The 23,373-nt window shown below is 56.0% G+C and carries 16 protein-coding genes and 1 pseudogene; 5 read left to right on the top strand and 12 right to left on the bottom strand.

Going from position 1 to position 23,373, the window contains the following annotated elements; genetic code table 11:
* Nucleotides 1-75 precede the first annotated feature (75 nt).
* From I6J23_RS04215 to I6J23_RS04185, 6 genes and pseudogenes are all read right to left on the bottom strand, one after another.
* Entirely contained in the window at nt 76-1,794 is a 1,719-nt protein-coding gene (locus tag I6J23_RS04215; RefSeq protein ID WP_204582652.1) for an AMP-binding protein, read from the bottom strand.
* A gap of 32 nt (nt 1,795-1,826) precedes the next feature.
* Nucleotides 1,827-5,060 carry a bifunctional cytochrome P450/NADPH--P450 reductase gene (locus I6J23_RS04210; RefSeq protein WP_204582651.1) on the bottom strand — a complete coding sequence of 1,078 codons (3,234 nt, stop codon included), beginning with the start codon at nt 5,058-5,060 and terminating at the stop codon, nt 1,827-1,829.
* Nucleotides 5,061-5,630: 570 nt separating this feature from the next.
* Nucleotides 5,631-6,503 carry an SGNH/GDSL hydrolase family protein gene (locus I6J23_RS04205; RefSeq protein ID WP_204582650.1) on the bottom strand — a complete coding sequence of 291 codons (873 nt, stop codon included), beginning with the start codon at nt 6,501-6,503 and terminating at the stop codon, nt 5,631-5,633.
* 866 nt (nt 6,504-7,369) lie between these two features.
* A pseudogene (locus tag I6J23_RS10680) lies at nt 7,370-7,891 on the bottom strand (oleate hydratase).
* A gap of 159 nt (nt 7,892-8,050) precedes the next feature.
* Entirely contained in the window at nt 8,051-8,179 is a 129-nt protein-coding gene (locus I6J23_RS04190) for a MerR family DNA-binding transcriptional regulator (RefSeq protein WP_204582649.1), read from the bottom strand.
* Between the two features lie 102 nt (nt 8,180-8,281).
* Nucleotides 8,282-9,361 (bottom strand): NADP-dependent oxidoreductase, encoded by a 1,080-nt coding sequence (locus I6J23_RS04185; protein ID WP_204582648.1) that lies wholly within the window; start codon nt 9,359-9,361, stop codon nt 8,282-8,284.
* A gap of 126 nt (nt 9,362-9,487) precedes the next feature.
* On the opposite strand from I6J23_RS04185, the gene I6J23_RS04180 reads away from it, so the two are divergent.
* Both I6J23_RS04180 and I6J23_RS04175 read left to right on the top strand, forming a co-directional pair.
* Nucleotides 9,488-10,903 (top strand): family 1 glycosylhydrolase, encoded by a 1,416-nt coding sequence (locus tag I6J23_RS04180; protein WP_204582647.1) that lies wholly within the window; start codon nt 9,488-9,490, stop codon nt 10,901-10,903.
* A gap of 142 nt (nt 10,904-11,045) precedes the next feature.
* Nucleotides 11,046-12,002, top strand: a complete 957-nt coding sequence (locus I6J23_RS04175) for an esterase/lipase family protein (RefSeq protein WP_204582646.1) — start codon at nt 11,046-11,048, stop codon at nt 12,000-12,002.
* Here I6J23_RS04175 and I6J23_RS04170 read toward each other — a convergent pair.
* From I6J23_RS04170 to I6J23_RS04160, 3 genes are all read right to left on the bottom strand, one after another.
* Nucleotides 11,997-12,353, bottom strand: coding sequence for a hypothetical protein (locus I6J23_RS04170; RefSeq protein WP_204582645.1), 357 nt, complete (start codon nt 12,351-12,353; stop codon nt 11,997-11,999). The two genes, I6J23_RS04175 and I6J23_RS04170, sit on opposite strands and share 6 nt — an antisense overlap.
* Before the next feature lie 27 nt (nt 12,354-12,380).
* Entirely contained in the window at nt 12,381-15,392 is a 3,012-nt protein-coding gene (gene topA, locus I6J23_RS04165) for a type I DNA topoisomerase (protein WP_204582644.1), read from the bottom strand.
* Nucleotides 15,393-15,773: 381 nt separating this feature from the next.
* On the bottom strand, nt 15,774-15,977 hold the full coding sequence (locus I6J23_RS04160) for a cold-shock protein (RefSeq protein ID WP_046203272.1): 204 nt from the start codon (nt 15,975-15,977) through the stop codon (nt 15,774-15,776).
* 237 nt (nt 15,978-16,214) lie between these two features.
* Here I6J23_RS04160 and I6J23_RS04155 point away from each other — a divergent pair, with 237 nt between their 5' ends.
* The 3 genes from I6J23_RS04155 to I6J23_RS04145 all read left to right on the top strand — a co-directional run bounded on the left by I6J23_RS04155 (nt 16,215) and on the right by I6J23_RS04145 (nt 21,646).
* Nucleotides 16,215-18,134: an alpha/beta fold hydrolase gene (locus I6J23_RS04155; protein ID WP_204582643.1), complete on the top strand. Its 1,920-nt coding sequence runs from the start codon at nt 16,215-16,217 to the stop codon at nt 18,132-18,134.
* Between the two features lie 188 nt (nt 18,135-18,322).
* Entirely contained in the window at nt 18,323-19,219 is an 897-nt protein-coding gene (locus I6J23_RS04150) for a cutinase family protein (RefSeq protein ID WP_204582642.1), read from the top strand.
* Nucleotides 19,220-19,228: 9 nt separating this feature from the next.
* Complete coding sequence (locus I6J23_RS04145) at nt 19,229-21,646, top strand: DEAD/DEAH box helicase (protein ID WP_204582641.1); 2,418 nt, start codon at nt 19,229-19,231, stop codon at nt 21,644-21,646.
* A gap of 95 nt (nt 21,647-21,741) precedes the next feature.
* On the opposite strand, the gene I6J23_RS04140 is transcribed toward I6J23_RS04145, so the two are convergent.
* The 3 genes from I6J23_RS04140 to I6J23_RS10675 all read right to left on the bottom strand — a co-directional run bounded on the left by I6J23_RS04140 (nt 21,742) and on the right by I6J23_RS10675 (nt 23,229).
* Entirely contained in the window at nt 21,742-22,239 is a 498-nt protein-coding gene (locus I6J23_RS04140; RefSeq protein WP_204582640.1) for a pilus assembly protein TadG-related protein, read from the bottom strand.
* 103 nt (nt 22,240-22,342) lie between these two features.
* Nucleotides 22,343-22,822, bottom strand: coding sequence for a TadE family type IV pilus minor pilin (locus tag I6J23_RS04135; protein ID WP_204582639.1), 480 nt, complete (start codon nt 22,820-22,822; stop codon nt 22,343-22,345).
* Nucleotides 22,819-23,229 (bottom strand): DUF4244 domain-containing protein, encoded by a 411-nt coding sequence (locus I6J23_RS10675; protein ID WP_239454988.1) that lies wholly within the window; start codon nt 23,227-23,229, stop codon nt 22,819-22,821. Before I6J23_RS10675 ends, I6J23_RS04135 begins: the two co-directional genes overlap by 4 nt.
* Between the last annotated feature and the right edge of the window lie 144 nt (nt 23,230-23,373).

Genomic DNA, 23,373 nt, shown 5'->3' with positions numbered 1-23,373 from the left:
TTAGCTCATCAAAGTCCACTGGTGATATACGCCCGGCACCGCAATCACCAGCATAAGTCGAAATCAGGTTTGACTTTAAGATTCTGGAGCCGTCGAGTGATCAGGCAGCTCGTGTCGGATAACTTTACCCATGGGATTTCTCGGAAAACTATCAACGAAAAACACGTCCCTCGGAACATGAGCCTCGGAGAGATGAGCCTTCGTGGTAGCGCGAATATCGTCTGCAGTTAAATCGCTTGGCGCTACGCCCTCACTTCGAATCACGTAAGCCACGAGAGCCTGCCCATACTTCGGATCCTTGACCCCGTGTACGTGTACGTCACCAATCCGATCATCTCGAACGAGGAGATCTTCAATTTCAGATGGGAAAATCTTCTCGCCATACTGAGTAATTACCAAATCATCGGCGCGGCCAAGCACATAGAGCTTACCGTCCTTAAAGTAACCCTTGTCCCCCATTCGCAACATGCCGTCAACTGTTCTCATCTTAATTTTCGGGTCTGTATATCCTGCGAACATGTCATACGTTGAAGCACAAACCTCACCAGTTTCCCCCTCCGGGACCGAATTACCATCTTCATCACGAATCTCAACACGAACCCCGGGGTAAACGGTCCCTGTCAACGTGGGATCGTTTCCTAGCTCTTCAGCGCTCGATCCCGCCAGAATAGAGGTTTCAGTGCTTCCGTAGCCGTTAACGAGGATACGTCCGAACTTAGAATTAACCTCTTCGACCTCATACGGCATTAAGGGGCTACCGGAGGAAATTATGAAGTCGAGACCGTTGACTCGCTCAATTCCAGCGTTGTCAAGGTAAGCACACGTTTCCCTCAGCCTTGAGGCTGCACTAGCCCAGCTGTCAATGTCGTACTTATCGATTTCCTTGATAACTCTTTCCGGATCAAATTTCCGCTGGGTAATGATCGTGGACGTCGTTAGCAAGCAAAGCACGAGCATTCCCCAGCCGTAAAAGTGGAACAATACGGAGGTAAGAAGGAGACGCATGTTGCGGTGTAGGGGATATGCAGCCAATGCAGGAGCAACCCCTTGGGGTGACCTGAGCATCCGTCGCACCACGCCCTTGGGCATACCGGTAGTTCCCGACGTCATCACCACGTGAACTGACCTCGGAGGATTCTTGGGAAGATTGTCTTCCCCAAAGCGATAAGCTGTTTCTGGGACCGAAGCGCCGTCGATGATATCTTGTAACGTTTTCAGACCCTCATCGGCAGCGCTAAAGCCGTCTTCTTCATATCCAATAATCACTTGGACCGTGGCTTTAGTTTTCTCTGTGAGGCGTCCGTAGAAATTACTATCAACAATAATTGTCGTGATCTCGTGAAACTCAAGAACTTTTTCGATTTGCTGCCCCGAGCTATTCGCGTTGATCATGAAAATATGATATCCGACCATTTGCCGTGCAAATAGGGGGAGAAGGACATCCCGTCCATTTAAAGCCAGTACTGCTACATTCTGTCCCGCAACGACGCCATTATCCTGGAAACCATGTGCCAACCTTAGAGTTTCGTCGTAAAGCTCCTTGTACGTGAACTGACCTTTATCGTCGATGAGTGCCGTTCGGTCGGGATCCTTGCGGGCGCTTATCGCAAGATTTCCTGCTTCTAGGGCACCCCAGCGCTTTAGGAACTTCGCGTTTTCGCGTATTCCTCTTATGCCACCTAATTCGAAAACGTCAGTACGCTTCACCTGTTTTAGGAAAAACAAAAACTGCTGAACTAACTGCTTTTTTGACACATGCAGATCAGTCTCGGGATGCAGGGTGTAGTCGGCCATAGAATTTTCTCCTTTAATGGTCCATAAATCGATTAGCTGAAAACGTCACAAACGTATGTGAAGTCTTCACGTTCCATCGATTCAACCTTTTCCTGGGCAGTGGTGACATCTAAACCGTCTTTATCTGCAATAATCTTCGTTACTGTCGCTCTTACGGCCGGGGCGAGGTGTTCGGCATCACCACACACATAGATTCGTGCCCCTTGCTCAAGTAGTTCAATTACATCATCACGGTCTACCCACAACCTGTCCTGAACATGCTTAACCTCGATATTCTCGGTTCCCATTGACTCCGGGTGACGCGAAAAGGCTTCGCGTACATCGACGGCACCACTTTCTTCCCACTTCATGAGTTCGTCTTTATACAGGTAGTCCGAGGATGCGCCGTGGCAGCCATAGAAAAACAGGCTCCGACTCAATTGGTCATCACTGTTCTTCGCGCGGACGACATTTTCTTCAAGAAAAGCACGCATGGGAGCAATCCCGGTACCGGCTGCAACCATTATCATTGGTCGCTCGATCAACTTTTCAGGACGGAAGTGCGTATTACCCGGCGTTACAGATACCGAGATCCGGGAACCTACCGGTTTATTGGCCAGCCACGTGGTAGCAACCCCTCTATACCTTCCAAAACCTGACCATGCTGGTGCATCAATTTGGGAAATAGTAAGTTCTGCCAACTGCGGGTCCCTGAGGGCCGAAGACGAGATGGAATACTTCCGTGGTTTCATGGGCTGCAACATACCGAGAAAAGCCTCGAATGTTGTGTCGATCGATTTAAACTCGGTTAGCAAGTCTAAAACCGATCGGCGTTTGTCTTGAATCTCCCGTTGATAGTTCTTGTCGTCAGCTAGTTCTTCTAACTTCGCTTTTTCAGGAGGGCATACGCATTCGCTAGCCAATTCGCGAACTTGACGAACAGAGGCTGGCGTGTTGAGTTCGACATAGCCCCCAATTAGCTCACTCACCGTGACGGGGACATCGAGCGGAAGAAAACTTGACCTTCCGGCTAAGCGAACTTGTTGGTCGGCGGACAGATCGAATTTGGATAGCACTCGCTCTACCTGTTCGGCCGGATTTCTTGGCACGAACTCGAGGTAGTCACCGGTCTTGTACTCCGTCCCCTCAGGCAGGCGAATTGCTATCTTCCGCTTGTGGTTAATTGGGCCATCAGCTTCAGTGCTTAAAACCTGGTTTTCTTCTATAACAGCGTTAACAAAACCATTTTCAGGTTCATCACGAAGCACGGTATTCCTGTCTCCAGAAATCATAGAGACAGAAACCTGGTCACCAATCTCACCTGCATCCAGGTCGACTCCGGTCAAAGTGGAGATCCGATCCCATAGCTCTTGGGACCAGTCTTCGAAGGCACCAGCATAATCCGACCGGACGTCAGCCACACCGCGGTCCAGAATTCTTTCTGCACCCAAGGCTTCTAGCTGTTCATCGATCAAGGTTGGGATCCGTTGGAATGTATTTGCCCATTCACTGTTGCCAACACCAAGAACTGCGTATTTGACGCCGGAAAGATCCGCATCAACCGTGGAAGTGAGCCAATTTACGAACTTTCGGGCGTTATCGGTGGGAAGCCCCTCATATGAAGCTGTACAGATTAAAACTGGCTGATCAGTAGGAAGCTTTTGCCCCACTACTTCATTTAGCTCCTTAAAAGCTACGTCGAAACCTTGTGCCTGGCCGAAGGTGGCTAGCTGTCGCGCAAAGTTTTTACTCGTCCCAGCATTAGACCCATACAAAATGGTTAGACCGTAGCCATTTGGCTCTTTCTGCTGAAGGCTCTGCCCAAGATTGCTGTTTTCCGCCGTCTCATCCTGGTGCTTCTTCGAAGTACCGGCCATACCGAGATAAGGCCGTCCCTTCCTCGGCTTGATATGTACAAAGAAGTCTTTGGGCTTACGGGTCAGACCATCAAGGAAATGAAGTTGATAATTTGGGTCTTCAAACTCGAATTCGAAATGCTGGAGTGCCAGGGCCAACGCTAAAGTAGCTTCCTGGAGGGCGAAGAAGCGGCCGATACATGAACGCTGTCCGTTCCCAAATGGTTTCCAGGCATTATGCGGGATTTCCGTTGCACGTTCGCTGCTGAAACGGTCTGGATCGAATTTTTCAGGGTCTGGCCAGACACTTGGGTCACGGTGCAACAGGCTGAGTTCTATAAATAGAACATCACCGGGTTCAACTCGAACGCCCTCCGGTAACACTTTGGACCCTTTTCCTAGGACGGTGGGTTCAAGAGGCGTTACGGCATACCCAGGCGCTGGTGGATACTTCCGTAGCGTTTCGCGCAATATTTGGTCAAGGTAGCCCAGATCTTTAATATCGTCATACTCAGGGAACCGGCCATCTAGGACGTTATCAACGACTTCACGAGCTCTTGCCATAACATCAGGATTTTTCAAAAGCTCATAAAGGGTGAAGCTTAGAAGTCCTGACGTAGTCTCATGGCCAGCGATCAAAAAGGTAATTAACTGGTAACGGAGATTCCGATCACTAAGCCCCTTTCCTGACGAAGGATCTTTTGCCGACAGCATAAGATCCAACACGTCCTCTTCACCTTCCGGAGAGGGGTTTTGTTTGCGCTCGGCGATAAGGAAGTCAACGAGGTCCTCCATCACCGTGACATCGTTATGAAAGCGACGATCAGCGAGGACATTCATCTTCTTCGCAAAGTCCGGCAGGTGCGCGCGCTTCCCCGACTCATCAAGACCATCCGCCATGGCGCCAATGAAAGGATGAAGCTTTTCAGAATAGAACGAATTGAAGCGGTAACTAAACGATGTTAGCGCGATTGTATCCAACGTCAGGCGCGTAAAGTCGCTAGGTAGATCAACCCTGGCATCACCACGGGTCCGCGACCACTTATACATTAACTGGTCAGCTATATCCGCCATTCCCTCATACATGCCCTTTAAAGCAACGGGGGTAAAAGCCGGCATCAGAATCCTGTGAGCACGTTCCCACTCAGGATCGTCCTGATCGGCGGTAAAGAGACCATTTCCAGCGAAAGCCCGAATCTCAGCCAAGGCGTCATGAATATCTTTTTGAAATCTAGATTCATCAGCCAACTCATTAGCCAGCTCGAAGGAAGTAATCACATATAGCGGTGGTTTATTCGGCAGGTGGTGAACATAAATGCCACCATATTCGTGAGCCAACTTCTGCGCGGATTCAACCACTTTGGCTGGATTTATCGCGTACAAGGTCCCAATGCCGGGTAACGGTCGCGGTCCGGGAACCTGGGTATTCATTGAAATCCAATCCTAATATAGAAGTTCGAGACACCGACTCCATTCGAAGTTCGGCGGTGCAGGGCGAAACGAGGTGTAGAGCCGTTTGCTGTCACATTGTCCGGCGCTTGAAGACCCCTATGTTTGATAGGGTAACAAAACTATATTTCCAAAAGCGATGACAGTGAGTATCAAGTAAACGATCGAATGGTTTTTAGGCTTCTAATGCCCGGCTGGAACTACAAGCTCTGTTGAGCGTGCGCCGAAATCTAGCCAATGCCCGGACCTAACTCAAAAGCCGATTTGATGTGCTGAATTAGCTTCTTAACGACTTGGACTCAAGCGATTAATTGAGCGACCCGGGCGACCTGGCAACTAAGGCTATTTGAAGAAGTACATGATATCGGGAGCCGCATTCATTAATCGCGTTGCCCAATCGTCAAAATTCCAAGTGCCCGTGGTGAAAAATAGCGGGCCTTTCGGGGCGTATGTTTCCCAAAAACTTTGAAAATCCATTTCAACCTTTCAAACGAACAGGAGAATTTCGAATTTACTGTTTACGGCAGCTTCACCGAAGTTGCTTACACAGAGTTAGGCCATGTAGCTACGAACTTTGTCCGCATAGAACTGGTTACCATCTGCCGTCAGGTGTCCCCATAGGTTGTGCTCCTGATCATCCACTAGGGAAGCCGACAAGCGGTGGGGATTATCGGTGCAACCATTGTTATTATTCGCCGCATTGATTTCGGCCATCATGTCAAGGTATGGGACGCCGGCCTTTTCTGCAGCTGACCGCTGCCAGTCACGGACGAAGTCCTGCACGGGTGCCCAACCCCCGCCATAGACATGGCCTGCAACCCCAAAGAGATTAGTAGGACAGATGTTGTTATTTCCGTCGGTCAGATCAGGGTATCCGCCAACCACGATTCTGGCGTTGGGAGCCGCTTGACGAACCCGATTAATCTGATCAGCCATGGTATTCACGAACAACGCTTTGTGCTCTTCGAAAGGCAAGTTGGCGTTCTGATACACATCATTGAACCCAAAGAAAACGCTGACTAACCGCGTTTTATTATTCAATTTACCTTCATGAAGAGCTGCGTCTACCTGCGCCCGGAAGTTATGCGGATGCTCGGCCGCAGCTGGAGAAGCGGCACATGCATAATTGTTTGTCTCAATACCAGTGTCGTGGCCGATGCGATTCGGGAAGTTATCTTTACCCAGGGCACAGTGGCCGGGTGCAACCTCAGGAATATTCAGTTGGGATCTAAGCTGGTCGTTAGCTTGTGCGGAAAGCTGAATCTGTGTTGGGTTTGATGGGATTGAATCACCAAAGCTGACGTAATTTCCATCATCAGCTTTTGCCTCAAAGTTGCCCGAAGTTGCGACGGCTCCGACTGCTGCAGCGGCGGACACTATCGCAGTGGCAGCGATCACTTTAACGCGGGTTTTGAGTCTAGTCACAATTCTTACCTCTTCGGAGCGGATGGTTTTGGTTGGCGCGCACTACGCCTCCCTTACGGGATGAATCGACAAGCGAATCACATCTGTTACACCGCGGTAAAAGTAGACGTAGATAGGACGCAGGCCGCCGGGGGCCTAGATGACTTTGACAATACGCTAGGCTTACTACGCTTACAACACGATCGGCAGCGCGTAAGGCTTTTTGGACCGCTTTTGCAGCAGACTACGGAATTTTCTTCGAATGTGGGTCGCCCAGTGGGCGTGCGATTCGTTGCGTGTTGTCGAACCTTGAATATTTATCCACTAGGACAGCGAACTTAACTTAGCGCTTGCGATGGTACCCACGGGAACACTTCGACCTCCGACCCGCCGAACGCTTTAGCAGCGTTATCGACACTGCCCGTCTTCCGCTGTATCGATGTAGTAAAAGCCGACCTCTGCAGCAGCGTACCAACTCCTACTACGGTTACGACAGTTCCGATCAAAATAAATTACCAGCTACGATCTCACTCTGGCGAATTTGTCACCAGTCCATTCCACATACTGATACCACCAAGCCCTCCCTTGAGGGAGACACCGACAGGTGAACTTCCGGTCATCAGCAGCTGTTTCAATGAGGAATAAGTAGCAGGAGGCGGTGCGGATACTTTTGGGACAGGTCTTCACGAACTTCCTAAGGGGCTTTCCCTGGTAGCTTCCCATCGTTCATCGCTGAAGCTGAATGGAGCAGAGCCCGGATATCGTATTGCACTGGGTAGATCGGCGGGATATCGCGCTTGAGGTTTTAGCATTCCATAGACTGTCATTTGGCCTGTGCGTGCCGAGCCTTCGGTGGTGAACACACAGTCATCCGGAGTCTCAACAAACTAACCAGTAAAGCCCAGGTTGGTGGATCGAGCAGGCACTGGATCATGCCGGTCCCCTGCGTCACGAGGAACAAATTTGAACGTGATGTACGGCATCACCGCAAGGCGAACTTTGGTGTGTTTGATAGTTTTCTCTACTTCGTCAACCTCGAAGTGATAGTAGAACTCGCGAAGAACTTCCTCACCAATACATTCCTACATGGGCCTTCCTGTTACAGTGCCCTTCTTCCACCAGTGAAGACCATATGCCTACACCACGCACAGTCCGTCCTGCTGACCCGGGAACTGCGGTTGCCGGTGAACAGTAAGAGAGCACAACCAGGAAGAATCGTCGGCAGTGATGATTCCTGCATTCACTACTCGTCCGTTGAACACGTCCCGATCGGTGAGTTCCCGTATTTTCGCAGTGAACGGGTTGTCGTAGCCGTCGTAGAAGTTGAAGCTGATTGATTCCCACACCGTGGATTCTGGGTCCGAGCAGAACCGCTCTGGGCGGCCGCAATTCGGAGCCTTGGCGACAATATTCTTCCATAGACTCCACGCTGGTCCAGGGGTTTTCTTAAACTCCGGTACCGCGTCTTAAACTCCGGCACCGTGTCCATGTCCCCGTAGCCCGTGGACTCTGTCAGTGAACCATTGGTGACGATAACGAGGTCTTGAGGCCGTGTCGCGATTGTCTCCTTATTCCGAGGGACACAAAACTCCTCTCTCCTCCCAATAGTGGAGAGTCCGGACCGATACCCCCAGGCGTTCCGCAAGCTCCCCCACCGTGAACACGTGGGCACTGTCTCCATCATTATCAGCCGTCATATATCAAGTATTTCCCCTCACGCGACGTGAGGTTCCAACCAAACGTTGTGAAGGCCTCGGTGCGTATAAGGCTGCGGGTCCCGGACTTCGAGGCCTCAAAACCTATTCACCCTTAATATCCACCACAACCTTGCCGCGGACACCGTTACTCGACAGGTTTTCCAGCTCATGCGGGATATCGACATAATTAATTGTGCGGCCCACCAGAGGCTTCAGCACGTCGTCCTCGCAGAGCTTCGCGAGATGCGCCAACTGGTCACCGGACGGGTGCATCAGCAAAAACTCATACCTCACACCAGCTTTCTCCGCTGCGCGTCGCGTCGATAAGCTAGCAGCCCCGAAAAGCAGGCGGAGCACAGGATTCAATTCCTGCTCCCTTGCCAGCTGCGGAGTCGGATCCGTTGAAATCCCCACAACGATGCCACCCGGCTTCAGCACCGAGATCGACCGCTCTAACTGGGCCCCACCAATCGGATCAAACACCACATCGAGGCCGCTCACATGCTCCTCGAAACGCTGCGTACGGTAATCAATCACCTCATCCGCACCCAAGGACCGAACGAAGTCCGCGTTCTTGCCCGACGCCGTCGCAACAACATAGGCACCCAAATGATGGGCCATCTGGACAGCCAAGCTGCCCACCCCGCCCGAGCCAGCGTGAATTAAAACGCGATCGCCCGGCTTAACATCCGCTTTCTCTGTCAGCGCCTGCCAGGCCGTCAACCCGACCAAGGGCAAACTCGCGGCATCGGTAAACGACATCCCCTGCGGTGCCAACGCCACCGTATCCTCATGGGTAGCGAAGAACGGAGCAAACGCACCCAACCGGTCCGACTGGGAACGGAAAAACACGCGATCCCCCGGTTTAAAGAGGGTCACCTCGGAGCCGACCTGACACACCACACCGGCACCATCGCTACCCGGGATCAACGGAAAATCAAAGGACAACAAGGCCCGCATCTTCCCATCCAAGATCTTCTGATCAACCGGGTTGAGCGATGCTGCCCGAACGCTAATCACCACGTCATGCGGATCCGGCTGCGGAACAGGCATATCTTTCAGTGTCAGCTGCTTGTTATAACCAGTGGCAACCCAGACGTCGTGCATGACGTCGGATTCGGGGATGTCAGAGGCAGGGATATCGGCGTCAGAAATATGCGAATTATTAACAGAATCGTTCATCCCTCCACCATAGGCACAGAAGCGGCGAGCGCAGTGTGGTAGCAGCACCGCCACGTGACTATTCCCACAGCACAGACACACAACGCGTACCCCCAAAAGTGAGCCAAAAACAGATAATCTGAAACCATGTTCTCTGGTTTTTACGGCTCCCCCGTTTCACGCAGGCGATTCCTCACCACAACAGCTGCCGCCGTCCTCGCGGCCGGGACGCTCGCCGGCACCACACTCGTCACCGGAACAGGCACTGCAGCCGCCGGAGACGCACCACACCCGAAGACATTCCTCCGCACCGGGCAACCCGGTGAACAAGGTCTCTTCCACTGGGGCGTCGCCACCTCTGGTTTCCAGGTTGAAGGCGATAACCGCGACAGCAACTGGAGCCGCTACGCCACCGATCCGAAAGATCCCGACGTAGACCCCGTCGGCAATGCAGCAGACTTCCGCCACCGCTACAAGGAAGACATTGCCAACGCCGCGTCGCTCGGCGTCAACACGTTCCGGTTCGGCGTCGAATGGGCCCGCATCGAACCCCAACCCGGGCACTTCGACCAGAAAGAAATCGCGTACTACGACGACGTCGTCAAGGAGATACGCGCTCACGGCATGGTGCCCATGATCACCATGATGCACTACGTCTACCCCGGGTGGGTCGAGGACAACGGCGGCATCACCAGCGACTACGCCGCGGAGCACTTCCAGAAATATGCCGATCTCATCACCGACCGGTGGGGAGGCAACAACACCATCTGGGTTACCCTCAACGAACCCTTCGTATTCTTCGGGCATGACGTCGAAATCGGGCTCGCCAAACCCACCGACCTTCCCAAATACATGGACACCATCGTCCGGCTCAACAAAATTGGCCACGACGCGGCGCACAAAGCCGACCCCAACGCCCAGACCGGCACCAACTACGCATTCCTGCCCACCATCGCCCCTGTGCAGCGCGAAATCCTGCAGAAACGCGTTGAGCCCGACGTCGACTTCGTCGGCATCGACTTCTACTACAGTGTCTCCGCCTCCAACCTCAGCGCGATTAACGCCGCGTTCGGAGACTTCGCCAAGGTCACCCCGGAGCCCGAAGGCATTTACTACGCGCTCCGCCAATACCACGAACTGTTCCCGACGAAACCGCTGTACATCGTGGAAAACGGTATGCCCACCGACAACGGCGCACCGCGGCCCGACGGGTACGAACGCGGGGACTACCTGCACGACACCGTGTACTGGCTCCAGCGCGCCAAGGCCGACGGCATCCCGCTGATCGGGTATAACCACTGGTCACTCGTCGACAATTACGAGTGGGGCGATTACAGCTCGCGGTTCGGGCTGTGGACCGTCAACATCAAGGACGATCCCACGCTGAAGCGCACGCCAACCCCCGCCGTCGACACCTACCGCGACATCACCGCCAACGACGGCGTCCGGCCCGATGCGAAACTCAACCACGCCCCCGCCGTGTGCTCCTTCGACGCGCTCCCCTCGTCATGCACCAAGCCCGCCGACCCAAATGGGCCGCGGGAACCGCTACTAGCTAAATAACCGCCGGCCAGGTGTTGGCCCTGGCCAGCTCACCCTGGCGGTGTCGGCTTGTGCCGCGCTGACCTGACCATCTCGAACTGGGCCGCACCGGCCAAACCTCCCGTCCTCCCATCCTCCCATCCTCCTGAAAGCGACAAACCCCATGTCACTCACGCATGCCCTTGCGACCAGCGTCGCAGGCGCCCTCGCCGCAGCGTTAGTTTCTATATCCCCGGCACCTGCACTCGCCGGTGACGCGCAGACCGCAACGCCAAAACCGTCCCACTACCTGGGCAGCGCGCCCACCGTCGAAAAGTTCGACTGGGGGAACGACCCCACCTGTGTGTCCGCGCCAGAGCACCCCAACCCCGTCGTCCTTGTCCCCGGAACGTGGGCCGGAGCACACGACATGGCACCACTAGGAACCTACCTGCACGACCGCGGTTACTGCGTCTACTCCCTCACCTACGGCATAGATAACAGCTCGATCAGCGGGAAAGCCATGAAAATTAAGGGTGCGGTCACCACGCACCCCGCGGGTGGCCTGGGAGACATGTACGCCTCCACTGACCAGCTCCACGACTTCGTGCACAATGTCGCCACCAATACCGACGCCGGGGCGGCTTCCGGGACAGTCGATATTGTCGCCCACTCGCAAGGCGGGGCGATAACCCGCATGATGCTCAATGAATACGGCGCCGAGCAGGTCTCGCACGTCGTCACCCTATCCGGCACCAACCACGGAACGACGGAACTCGGTGTCTCCGCTCTCCAGCCGAACCGCGACCCACTGCTGAGCACCGCGGGCAACAACATTCTGGGTACCGCCCCCATGCAGCAAGTCACCGACTCTGACGTCGTTGCGCACCTCAACAGCATCCCGGACACCGAGCCCGGGGTCGATTACACAGTTATTGCCACCGAAACCGACATTGCGTCAACGCCACCGCGGGCCGGCTACCTCACCGCCGGGCCCGGGGCGACCGTGCAGAACGTCATGATCCAAGACGTGTGCCGCGTCGGCCTCTACTACAGCCACGACGACATGCGGGATAAAGCGCCAAGCCACAAGCTTGTCGACCATGCGCTCTCCGGGCGTGCCGTGCAGTGCACGTCATAGAGATTTCACCATGTCGTTAGCGTTGGTTAGCGTCAGCCGCGGGTAACGCTCCCGCAGAGCTTTCACCGCGGCGACATGGTCTTTCTTCTCCCGCACCTTGGTGATATACGCAATATCGTCGGCGGTGAGATCAGGTTTGAAGTCTGGGTCGGTGCCCCACCGGGAGCCCCAGAACCCCAGTACGAGGTAGGCTACGAAAAACGCGAAGCTAACATACACCAACCATGCTGTGCCGGACGTCCAGCTATCGGTGTCCGCCAACGTCACGCACGCGAGGACGAGATAAAATATCACGAAGATGAGCTTCTTCATGCGGTGCGTCATGGAGTTCCCTTCCCTGGCCGACGACACGGGGTGTTCACCTTAGCGGTTGCGGATCTACGACTTCACCGTTTTCTTGGTCGTTGATTTCTTCGCGGTCGACTTCTTCGACGTTTTCTTGGACGCCTTAGAGGTGGACTTCCGGCCCGACTTCTTCGTCGACTTCCTCGTGCCTTTCTTCGAAGACTTCTTCTTCGCGCCACCATTAGCGGCTTCCTTGGCACGTCGCTCCGACAACAACTCGCACGCCCGGGCATCCGTCATGGCCTCGGGCGTATCACCACGACGCAAGCTCGCGTTAGTCTCGCCATCCGTCACATACGGGCCAAAACGGCCCTCCTTGACGGTCATCGGCTTGCCCGAGACGTCATTATCGCCCAGCTGCTTCAGCGGAGGTTTCGCCGCAGCACGCCCACGGCGCTTCGGCTCGGCATAGATACGGCGCGCCTCGTCGAGAGTAACAGTGAAAATCTGCTCCTCATCAGCCAAGGAACGCGAATCTGTCCCCTTCTTCAAGTACGGACCGTACCGCCCATTCTGAGCAGTAATAACCTCACCGTCCGACGGATCCACACCGACTTCGCGGGGCAAACTCATCAGCTTCAACGCCTCATCCAGCGTCACCGTCGACGGCTCCATGCTGCTAAACAACGACGCCGTCTTCGGCTTCAACATCTCCGTGACCAGCTCGTTAACACGCTTCTCGCGCTTCTTCGCCGCCGTCTTCGTCTCACGGTTCAGCGGCTTCTTGCCCTCTGCCTTGCGGGCCTCATCATCGGCATCCCACTCGGCGTCCACGGTCTCCAAGGCTTTCGCCTCGGCCTTCTCCCGCTCATCATCACGAACAAGTTCCGTGACGTACGGACCATACCGGCCCTCTTTCGCCACAACCATCCGGCCATTATCGGGGTTCTCCCCGAGCTCACGCCCCGTCGGTGGCGTCGCTAAAAGCTTTTCTGCCAACGCAAGGTCCAGCTCATCCGGGGTCACTGTGTCAGGCAGATTAGCCCGCTGGGGCTCATCACTACCCGCGCGCGTGCGCTCCAAGTACGGCCCATAACGGCCTACGCGCACAACAATGGGATTGCCATCCTCGTCATCAAACATATGAAGCGAGTTCACCGCGCGGGCATCAATGGTCTCCAGGTTGCCGCCGACAAGGTGCTTCAAACCACCCAGGCGGGCAATCGTCTCCGCCTTCGCGCTCGACGCACCGTCGTCGCCATAATAGAAGCCCTCTAACCAGTGCGAACGATCCTCAGAACCATTCGCGATAGAGTCCAGCACATCCTCCATTGACGACGTGAAATCGTAATCAATCAGCGAACCGAAGTTCTGCTCAAGGAGCCCAACAACGGCAAACGCCACCCACGACGGCACCAGCGCGTTCCCACGCGAATACACGTAGCCGCGATCCTGGATCGTCTTAATAATCGACGCATACGTCGACGGGCGGCCGATCCCCAGGTCCTCCATCTTCTTCACCAAGCTCGCCTCAGTGTAACGAGCCGGCGGAGTAGTCGAGTGGCCATCAGCCTCGACGTCGGTAGCGGTCAACCCCTGCCCCTCAGACAAGACAGGCAACCGCTTCTCCGCGTCGTCGGCAACATTGCGGCCGTCGGCAGTGCGAGATACCTCCACATAAGCCTTCAAGAAACCGGGGAAAGTGATGGTGCGGCCCGTCGCCGTGAAGACGCAATCGCGGCCGTCCGTGGACTCGCCCGCGACGAACACCTTCATCGACGTGCCCTTCGCGTCGGCCATTTGCGACGCGACCGTCCGCTGCCAAATCAGCTCGTAGAGCTTGAATTCCTCCGCGTCCAGCTGGCCACCCAACTGGCCCGGAGTAGCGAAAGACTCACCAGCAGGGCGAATAGCCTCGTGAGCCTCCTGCGAGTTCTTCACTTTGCGGGAATACTGACGCGGGGCACTCGCGACGTACTTCGCCCCGTACAGCTCTCTGGCCTGCGCGCGAGCAGCATTAATGCCCGACTCCGACAATGTCGTCGAGTCCGTACGCATATACGTAATGTGGCCGTTCTCATACAAGCGCTGCGCGATGCGCATCGTCCGCTCAGAAGTGTAATGCAGCTTGCGGCCGGCCTCCTGCTGGAGCGTCGAGGTCATAAACGGAGGATACGGGCGCCTTGTGTACGGCTTCTCCTCGACGGACCGCACCGACATCGCCGCGCCCGACAACTGGCCGGCCAGATCCTTGGCGGCTTTTTCGTCGAGAGCGACGGCCTTCGACGTCAGCTGGCCGTCGTCGTTAAAGTCCCGGCCCTGGGCGACGCGCTGACCATCGATTTCCGCCAGCCGAGCGGGGAAGGAGCGAGGTTCGCCCGAGGCAGTGGAAGAGCCCGCGGTGGAGGAACCCGGCGTACCAGCGTCGGCACCCGAACGAAGAGCAAACGTCCCCGTCAAATCCCAATAATCGGCGGAGGTAAAAGCGATACGATCCCGCTCACGCTCCACAATGACGCGCGTAGCCACCGACTGCACCCGACCGGCGGACAGCCGCGGCATCACCTTCTTCCACAGCACCGGGGAAATCTCGTACCCGTACAACCGGTCCAGCACACGACGGGTCTCCTGGGCATTAACCAGGTTCTGATCAAGCTCACGGGTATGTTTGGCCGCTTCCAGGATCGCCGGCTTCGTGATCTCGTGGAACACCATGCGGCGCACCGGCACCTTGGGCTTCAGCACCTGCAGAAGGTGCCAGGCAATGGCTTCGCCCTCGCGGTCGGGGTCTGTGGCCAGATAGAGCTCATCAACCTGCTTCAGCTTGGCTTTGAGGTCCGCAACTTTCTTCTTTTTGTCCTGGTTAACCACATAAAGGGGAGCGAAGTCGTTCTCAACGTCGACGCCCAAACGGGCCCACGATTTCTTCTTATACTTCGCAGGCACATCGGCTGCACCCCTCGGCAGGTCGCGGATATGGCCCACGGAGGCCTCAACAATGTAATCCGAGCCGAGGTACGGCTGTATCTTTCGAGCCTTCGTCGCCGACTCCACAATGACCAGCCGTTTCACACCGTCTCCTTCGGCGCTACCAGATGCTGCCACGTTGGGTTCTCGCCTTCCCTTCACACAAGCCCATCACATTGTTCACATTGTTCCGAACCAAAGCTAGGCCACACACCTCACCATGAACTGACCACGACAGACCGATCCAACCACCGAATCGCGCATGAACCCACATGGCACAGACTGGGCACCACCGCTCCAGATAAGCAACACGATATCTACTTAAACATCACACTTGGGTGTTTCCGTGTCACCTTAGACCATGCACCATAGACAAACGCAAAATTACATATGCAAATCACGTAAAGGGGGTAAAAAGCCCTTCCACCGATGACAACCAGTGGAAGGGCTGATTTTTATAGTCGACATCGCACGCCATCAGTAATGGCAGTGATCCGATGAGGACTTACTAGTGAGTTCTTAGAGAGCGCGAACCTGCTGAGCCTGAGGGCCCTTAGCACCTTCACCAATCTCGAACTCGACCTTCTGATTCTCCTCCAAGGTGCGGAAGCCGCTTCCCTGGATCTCCGTGTAGTGGACGAAGACGTCCTGCGAGCCGTCTTCCGGAGCGATGAAGCCGAAGCCCTTCTCCGCGTTGAACCACTTCACAGTTCCCTGTGCCATACCTTGTACCCAATTTCTATCGTGCAGCAAAACGACAACCAAACTCAACGATTATCGTCGAAGATCAAGCGTACTCGATCTATTTCAAAGCAGCCACGTCTGGCTACAGATAGTCATCACTCCCGACGAAAGGGGCAGGTCATGGCGGGGAGGGGCGGTTTATTGACGACGCAACTGCTGACAAACCCTCCCCATTGATCATTATTTTTACTATGCTCGAGGGAGCTTAATGCAGCCATGCTGAGTAAATGGCTCTGGCGCTCTCCCCGTCCGCTCCTCTCCCCCTTATCCGAAAGCTCCCCTATGACAACGCACCGCAGCCCGTACGCACGCTTTAACCAGCGACGGTCCACGCACCGGAAACCTGGTTTTCCTGGTTTTCCCGGCACCGTCCCATCCAAAACAATCGCCGCCACCGTGATGGCTGCGACGCTCACTCTTTCCGCGCCCGGCCTCGCGCACGCTGGCCCGTACCCGCATCCCACACCGCAGGATTCCGCAACCGAGCCGGCTATGCCGTCGGATGGAGCGTCGTCGGATGCGCCGTCGTCGGATGGAACGTCGGATACGGCGAAGCCCGAGGACAATCACGAAGCTCAAAAGCTGAAGTGGGGGCCGTGCCCGCCCGGCAGCATGACAGTCGAGCGAGCACAATGCGCCACCATCACCGTCCCCAAGGACTACGCCTACCCCGACGTCGGAAAGATCGAGCTCACGATGAGCAAGATCCCGGCCAAAGGGACCAAGAAGGGCACTATCGCAGGGAATATTGGTGGACCGGGGCTCGACGCGCTCGCGATGTTCACTGACAAGGCGCCGCAAAACAAGAGTACCGGGCATATTCAGATGCCTACCGACGTGCTTGAGCACTATGACCTGGTTGCCGTCGAACCACGAGGGCTGACCTTTGGCACCCCACTCGAATGTGACGAAGGCTTACTGGAATCGCTCGTTCCCGGCGGGGGCAACCTGTACCGGGCGTGCCAGCGTACGCAGCCCGGGTATGCCGATACCATCAACACCGAAAACACGGCGCGTGACCTGGAGGAAGCGCGGAAAGCCCTGGGCGAAGACAAGCTCAATCTTTACGGGGTGTCATACGGGGGCCTTCTCATGGCGACCTACGCCACATTGTTCCCCGAGCACACCAACAAAATGGTGCTCGATTCCAGCATGTCGCCTAATGACGCATGGTTCGGGCTCGGTGGGAGCCGCATCACAATCCGAAAAGAAGCGATGAATGCTTTCTTCGATTGGACTGCTCAGAATGACGATAAATATCACTTAGGAAAGACGCCTCGCGAGGTGTACAAATCTTTCACTCGGGTGATTAAAGCGACATACAACGTGACTCCTCCGCTGACGCCGCCGCCAGCCCACCGCGACGACGTGAGCGCCGTGCCCGACGACTACGCCGACAGTGCCGTCAAGCTGTTGAGTGCCGTCGACTATGTCTACTGGAGATCGCACACATTCACCGAGTCGTTTGACCTTTTGAAGCGATTCGGCGCTCAGCAAGCACTTTCTCCGCTGGATGAAGCTCTGTATTCGCAGCAATCGTGGCCAGATACCGCGGCTGCAATTGCAGAAAGCGCTTCCTCAGACCCCATCAAGCCGCTCGATGAAATCTTGGTGGAGAAGGAAAAGGAGCGAACACCTGAGCTGGCCAAGTTAGAGGAAATGGCCAAGAAGAAGGCAGAGGAAGCGGATGACTCTGATTCGGAAGAAAGCGATGCCGAGGATGAGATGCTAAAGAACATCTTTATGCAGCAAATCCAAATGGGGCTGGTGAACCAAGCCATCATGTGCAATGAAAATGCCAACCCTCCGGCTCGGAGTGAATATATTCCTTCGCTGATTAACCAGTACATCGGTGGGGATCAATTCGTCGCCGTGGACCAAATGATCGCCAGCGGGCAGGAATGCGACGGGTGGCCCCATAACAAACCGATCATGAAGGTCAATGGGGATAAATTGGCCGTCAAACCGCTCAACCTGGGCTACGACAAGGACACGGCGGTGACACCTCACGGCGCTCCCGAGATGCGTGACGCCATGGGCGGCACTTTGCACACCTTCAAGGGTTACAGCCACGGTGTTCTTGCCGGTAACGCGGCCGATGCGGCGAACATCGTATCCGAGTATTTCAAGGACTAGCGGTCGAAAGGCTTGAGGCCGCACGGTTTCCCTAGCGGGGCTGCTACGCCACGGCCCCATGAAACAAAGTGGTCGCTTCGTAGCACTAAGATGTAGCTCGAACATCGGTGCAGCGTGCGTCGATGTCATGCGCGCATCGGTGTAGTCCACACTATCTTTGTCGCAGTTCAACGACGATTGTCGTGCTAGTGAAAGGCATTCCCTTGCTCCCCTCGCTAAGGCGACTTGCAGCCTCGGCCACATCAGTAGCCATTACGGGTCTTGCAGTCATTTCCGCATCCTCAGCCACCGCAGCTGCTCAGCCCACCCTCCCGACCTCGCTGTCGAATTCATGTCCCGCGAACGCAACTATCTACATGGCGCCCATGGGTTCAAACTCCAGCCTGTATCCGGCAGAGCTTCCTCATTACACGGATATTCCGCAGTATTTCGGGCTATCACATGCGAATAACAAGGTGTATACGCTGCCCTACGATTCCGTCTTAACCACCAATCTGGAGACTTACCGGGAAACGCGAGATAGCGGAATATCGCAGGCGAAGAAGCTTATTAAAAAAATTGACTCCCAATGCCCGCACACGCGCTTCCATTTCTACGGATATTCTGAGGGGGCCGATGTTGCTGCTCACCTCGTCAATTCCATTGCGCAGGGGAATGGCCCCATTAGCAAAGAACAGCTTGGGTCCTCAGTCATGCAAGGTAACCCCGTTCGACAAACTCATGGGGTTACTAACATTGGAACCGCTCCGCTAGACGACAAACCTCTTTTCAAGCCACTAGATTATGGCGACCAATCAAGCAAAGTCATGGAAATCTGTGATGCCAAGGACTTCGCGTGCGATACGTCAGCATCAGCACCTGAATTACTCCACCACGTTCTCGGCGACCAAGCAGCCGACGTCGCCCTGCTCAGAGGACAGATAGATATTCCAGCGATCGTTTCTAAACTTGATCCTCCGACGATTTCCAACGTTATCGCCCAGGAATCCAGCCGCAGGGAAGGCGGATCGGTCCATGCCTACAACTACTATTTCCCGCACAACCTAATTCCTGCCATTGGCTTCATCAAACAGCACGAGGCATAGCGCACAAAAGTGGTAGCACACCCCAATAATTTCGGCGAGGAGCTCCTGGAGAGTATCCGCACAACGTTTCCTCGCTCCGAAATCCTTCACACCGAGACTCTTCCGGCACGTAAGGGCCGGCATGGGGATTGGCCGTCGTGGCTACCCCGGGATTTCCGCGACCACCTCGTTGACCAGGGCATTGCGCGGCCGTGGGCCCACCAGGTGCGCGTCGCCAATGCTCTGTGGGAGGGGCATGACACGGTAGTGGCGACGGGAACCTCGTCGGGAAAGTCTCTGGGTTACCAGATGCCGATTCTGACCACTCTTGCTGAGAAGAAGAACGCGACCGCCCTATATTTGACCCCGACGAAGGCACTGGCGAATGACCAATTGGCTCATGTGGCGGAGATGACGCGTGAAGTTGGTTCGCTGCGGGGTGTCAGTATCGGTGGCTACGACGGTGACACACCGCCGGAGGCCCGGCGCGCTATTCGGGATAGTGTGCAGTGGGTTTTCACCAACCCGGATATGGTGCAGCTGTCGGTGCTGGGTGCACATGCGCGGTGGGGGCGATTGTTGCGCAACCTACGGTACATCGTTGTGGATGAGTGTCATGCGTACCGCGGTATGTTTGGCGCCCATGTTTCTCTTGTTTTGCGACGTCTTGACCGTCTGGCCAGGGCGTATGGCGCTTCTCCGGTGTTTGTGATGGCGAGTGCGACGGCGTCGCGTCCTGCGGTTCATGCGTCTCGGCTGTGTGGTCATGGTGCTGATGATTTCGTGGAGGTCACTGACGACGCTTCTCCCGCCGGAGAGCGGACGGTGGTGTTGTGGGAGCCGAGTTTCCTTCCCGACATAGAGGGTGAGCATGGGGCGCCTGTGCGCAAACCCGCAACGCAAGAGGCTGCCGACGTGATGGCGAATCTTGTTGCGCAGGGTGCGCGAACCTTGACATTTGTGCGGTCGCGTCGATCGGCTGAGACGGTCGCTGCCCGGGCGGCGGAGGCACTGGGGCGGTTGGGACGCCCCGAGGATGGTGCGAGGATAGCTGCTTATCGTGCTGGCTACCTCGCGGAGGACCGCAGGAAGCTGGAACACGATTTGGACAATGGAAAGCTGCTGGGGGTGGCGACCACCAATGCCTTGGAGCTCGGGGTGGACATTGGTGGCTTGGATTCCGTTGTGGCTTGCGGTTATCCGGGGACGATTGCGTCGTTTTGGCAGCAGGCGGGGCGTGCTGGGCGGCGCGGGCAGGGGTCGCTGGTCACGCTGATCGCCCGCGATGAGCCGATGGATACGTATCTTGTTCATCACCCTGAGGTGTTGTTGGGGTCGCCGGTGGAGCAAACGGTGTTTAACCCGCACAATCCGTATGTGATGGTGCCTCATTTGTATTGCGCGGCGGTGGAACGTCCGCTGACCGATGAGGAGATTGATCAGTGGGGTGCCTGGTCGAGCGCCGAGTATTTGTGCGACGCTGGCCTGTTGCGCCGGCGGCGGCGTGGCTGGTTTGCGGTGGAGAGGCCGATTGAGGCGTTGAGCGCGCCGGATGAGTTTGACGCCCGAGAGGTTGGGGCAGTGGGTTTGGGTGCTCTCCTTCCTCCCGATATTTCGCCGGTGAACGCGCATGCAGTGGTGAGTATCCGCGGCGACGATGGGGGTGACGTCGCCATTGTGGAGGGCGATACCGGGCGGCTGGTGGGCGTGATCGATCAGGGCCGGGCCATGAGCCAGACGCACACCGGCGCTGTGTATTTGCACCAGGGCGACAGTTATGTCGTCGATGACCTGAGCGTGGACGATGGGCTGGCCCTGGTTCACCGCGAGGCTCCCGCGTGGACAACCTGGGCTCGAGAGAACACTGACATTCGCGTTCTTTCTACTCTTTCTTCCCACGAGTTGGGTGATGGAGTGTGGTTGGCTCATGTGAACGTTGAGGTCACGCATCAGGTTGTCGACTACAGGCGACGGATGCCCAGTGGCGAGGTCCTCGATGTCGTATCTCTTGATCTGCCTGAACAAACCTTGACGACGACGGCTGTTGCGTACACGGTGGAGCCATCCACACTTCGGCGGTGGGGCGTGGAGGAACGGGACTGGCCGGGGTCATTGCATGCCGCCGAACACGCTGCCATCGGAATGTTGCCTTTGATCGCGACGTGCGACCGGTGGGACATCGGTGGCGTGTCCACTGCGCTACATCAAGACACCGGTTTGCCGACAGTGTTCGTGTATGACGGGTACCCGGGCGGGGCTGGTTTCGCCGAGTGCGGGTACCGACGGTTCCATGAGTGGATTACAGCAACGGCGGAGGCTGTCGCCCATTGCGAGTGTGAAAACGGGTGTCCTTCCTGCGTCCAGTCGCCCAAATGCGGGAATGGAAACGAGCCTCTGGATAAAGCCGGCGCTGTGCGGGTGCTCCGAGGATTGGAATCGCTGGGGTGAGTGAGGGTGCTAGCGAGAGCCCGTCGCCATGGGCGTGCGAACGCCAGCCGGTGAGTATGCGCCTTACCACGCCCCTGCTTCTGCGGGCATCCTGCTTATGCTGGCCCGGCGCGGGCACTCGCGGTGGCCGTGAATGGTGAGTGGACTGACGAGACATCGACGGACACGATGACGTCTTCTCCCTCAAGTGTGCATGAACGCAGCGAGGCGTCATTTTCTGCGGCGACCTGCTTGGCCAATGCACAGGCCCCAGAGGACTCTGGCAATGGGGCCACCGCGGACGGCGTTGACGTTGTACTCGCTGTTGAGAATTCGGGTGCCACGTTTTCCGGGCCGGGATTCGATGCCACGTCTTCCGGATCGGGGTTTATCGGTGCTGCGGTGGCGATGACGTGGTCACCGTCGGCAATAGTTTCTTGTAATACATAAGCCGCCGCGAGTGCGGATAAATCCGCTGCCCTATCAGCTTTTCTGGAATCGACTACTTTGGCCCCAACAGCAACCAGTGCTCCGAAGACACCGATGACTAGTGTGCACACTACCGCCCCCACAACGGTCATCGACCCCCGGCACCAGAATTCACTTGTGCCCACGTTACGTTCTCCCCTCCATGTTGTGCCTGTCGTTGAGGCTCTAGTTATTCGCACTCACGCATCTAGTGCATTAACTGATCGTGATCAGTCGGACTTAACCGGATTAGCCGGCGTCACTTGAGCTTCCGATGTTCTCTTCGTTCACAGCTACCGAGGTGGACTCAGCATCTTTCAGCGGGTTCTTCACTGTCACCGTTACTTTCACGAAGCCGGGCTGGCCTCCCGCACCGGGTGTTGTTGTCACCGTCATGGTCGAGTTTTTCACTGCGCTAGCTAGGTGTTGTTCGACTTCAGAGCGGTTTTCTCCTCGTGCGATGGCACGTGCCGCATTTGCCGACGCTTCCGTAGCCGCCACCTGATTCGTCACGGCCATGACCCCCACGATGACCATTCCCACGACGACGAGCACCATGGAGATCGCGAACGCGGCTTCGATAGTGACGCTTCCCCTCGCCCACCACGACGCCGTGGCGTTGGGTGGAGGAGCGTCAGAATCAGCGTCGTTGTTCTCCACGATGCATGGGCCGGAGGAGACCGACATAGTGTCGTCGGCAAGCCGTGAACTTAACGATGCCCGGTTCACTTCTTTTTGCTGTTCAGAGCATCTTCGATGATTCCTTTGAGGGCATTTTCTACCTCGCCGCCTGAGACGATGACGTAGAGTAGCCCGGCAAATGCGGCCGCAGCCACGCACACCAAGGCGTATTCCAAGGTGGCCATGCCACGCTCGTTAAACAGCGCCGCGCGGGCCCGGTCCCACCACCTCATGGGCGAGGAGTCGGACGTGTTCTCGCTATCCGAGATAGAAATGTCATCCGAAGGAGAAGTATCGACGGATCGTGGAGAGAGCTGAACGTCAGTGGCCTCTGTTGGGTGCGCTTCAGTGGCTACAAATGCGTGTGCCTCGGCATTAAATGGCGATTCTGTGTCTGCCGGTAGTTCGGCAATCTGGTTAGCAGGTACTGCGTTGGTAGTTACTGCGCAAGTCATGATGAGTCCTTTCGACAAGATGGCGGATTACAGGCCGCACTTCAACAGTGAGGCCTAAAACACCAGGTCAATGAATATGAAGAAATAGAAACTGCTCGAGGAATAAAACCGGGAAATCAGCACACGAAATACTGCGGTGGACTA

This window comes from Corynebacterium kroppenstedtii, assembly GCF_016894245.1.
Taxonomy (GTDB): Bacteria; Actinomycetota; Actinomycetes; order Mycobacteriales; family Mycobacteriaceae; genus Corynebacterium.
The sequence above is the reverse complement of the archived record's forward strand: the minus strand, read 5'-3'. Positions and strand labels throughout refer to the sequence as shown.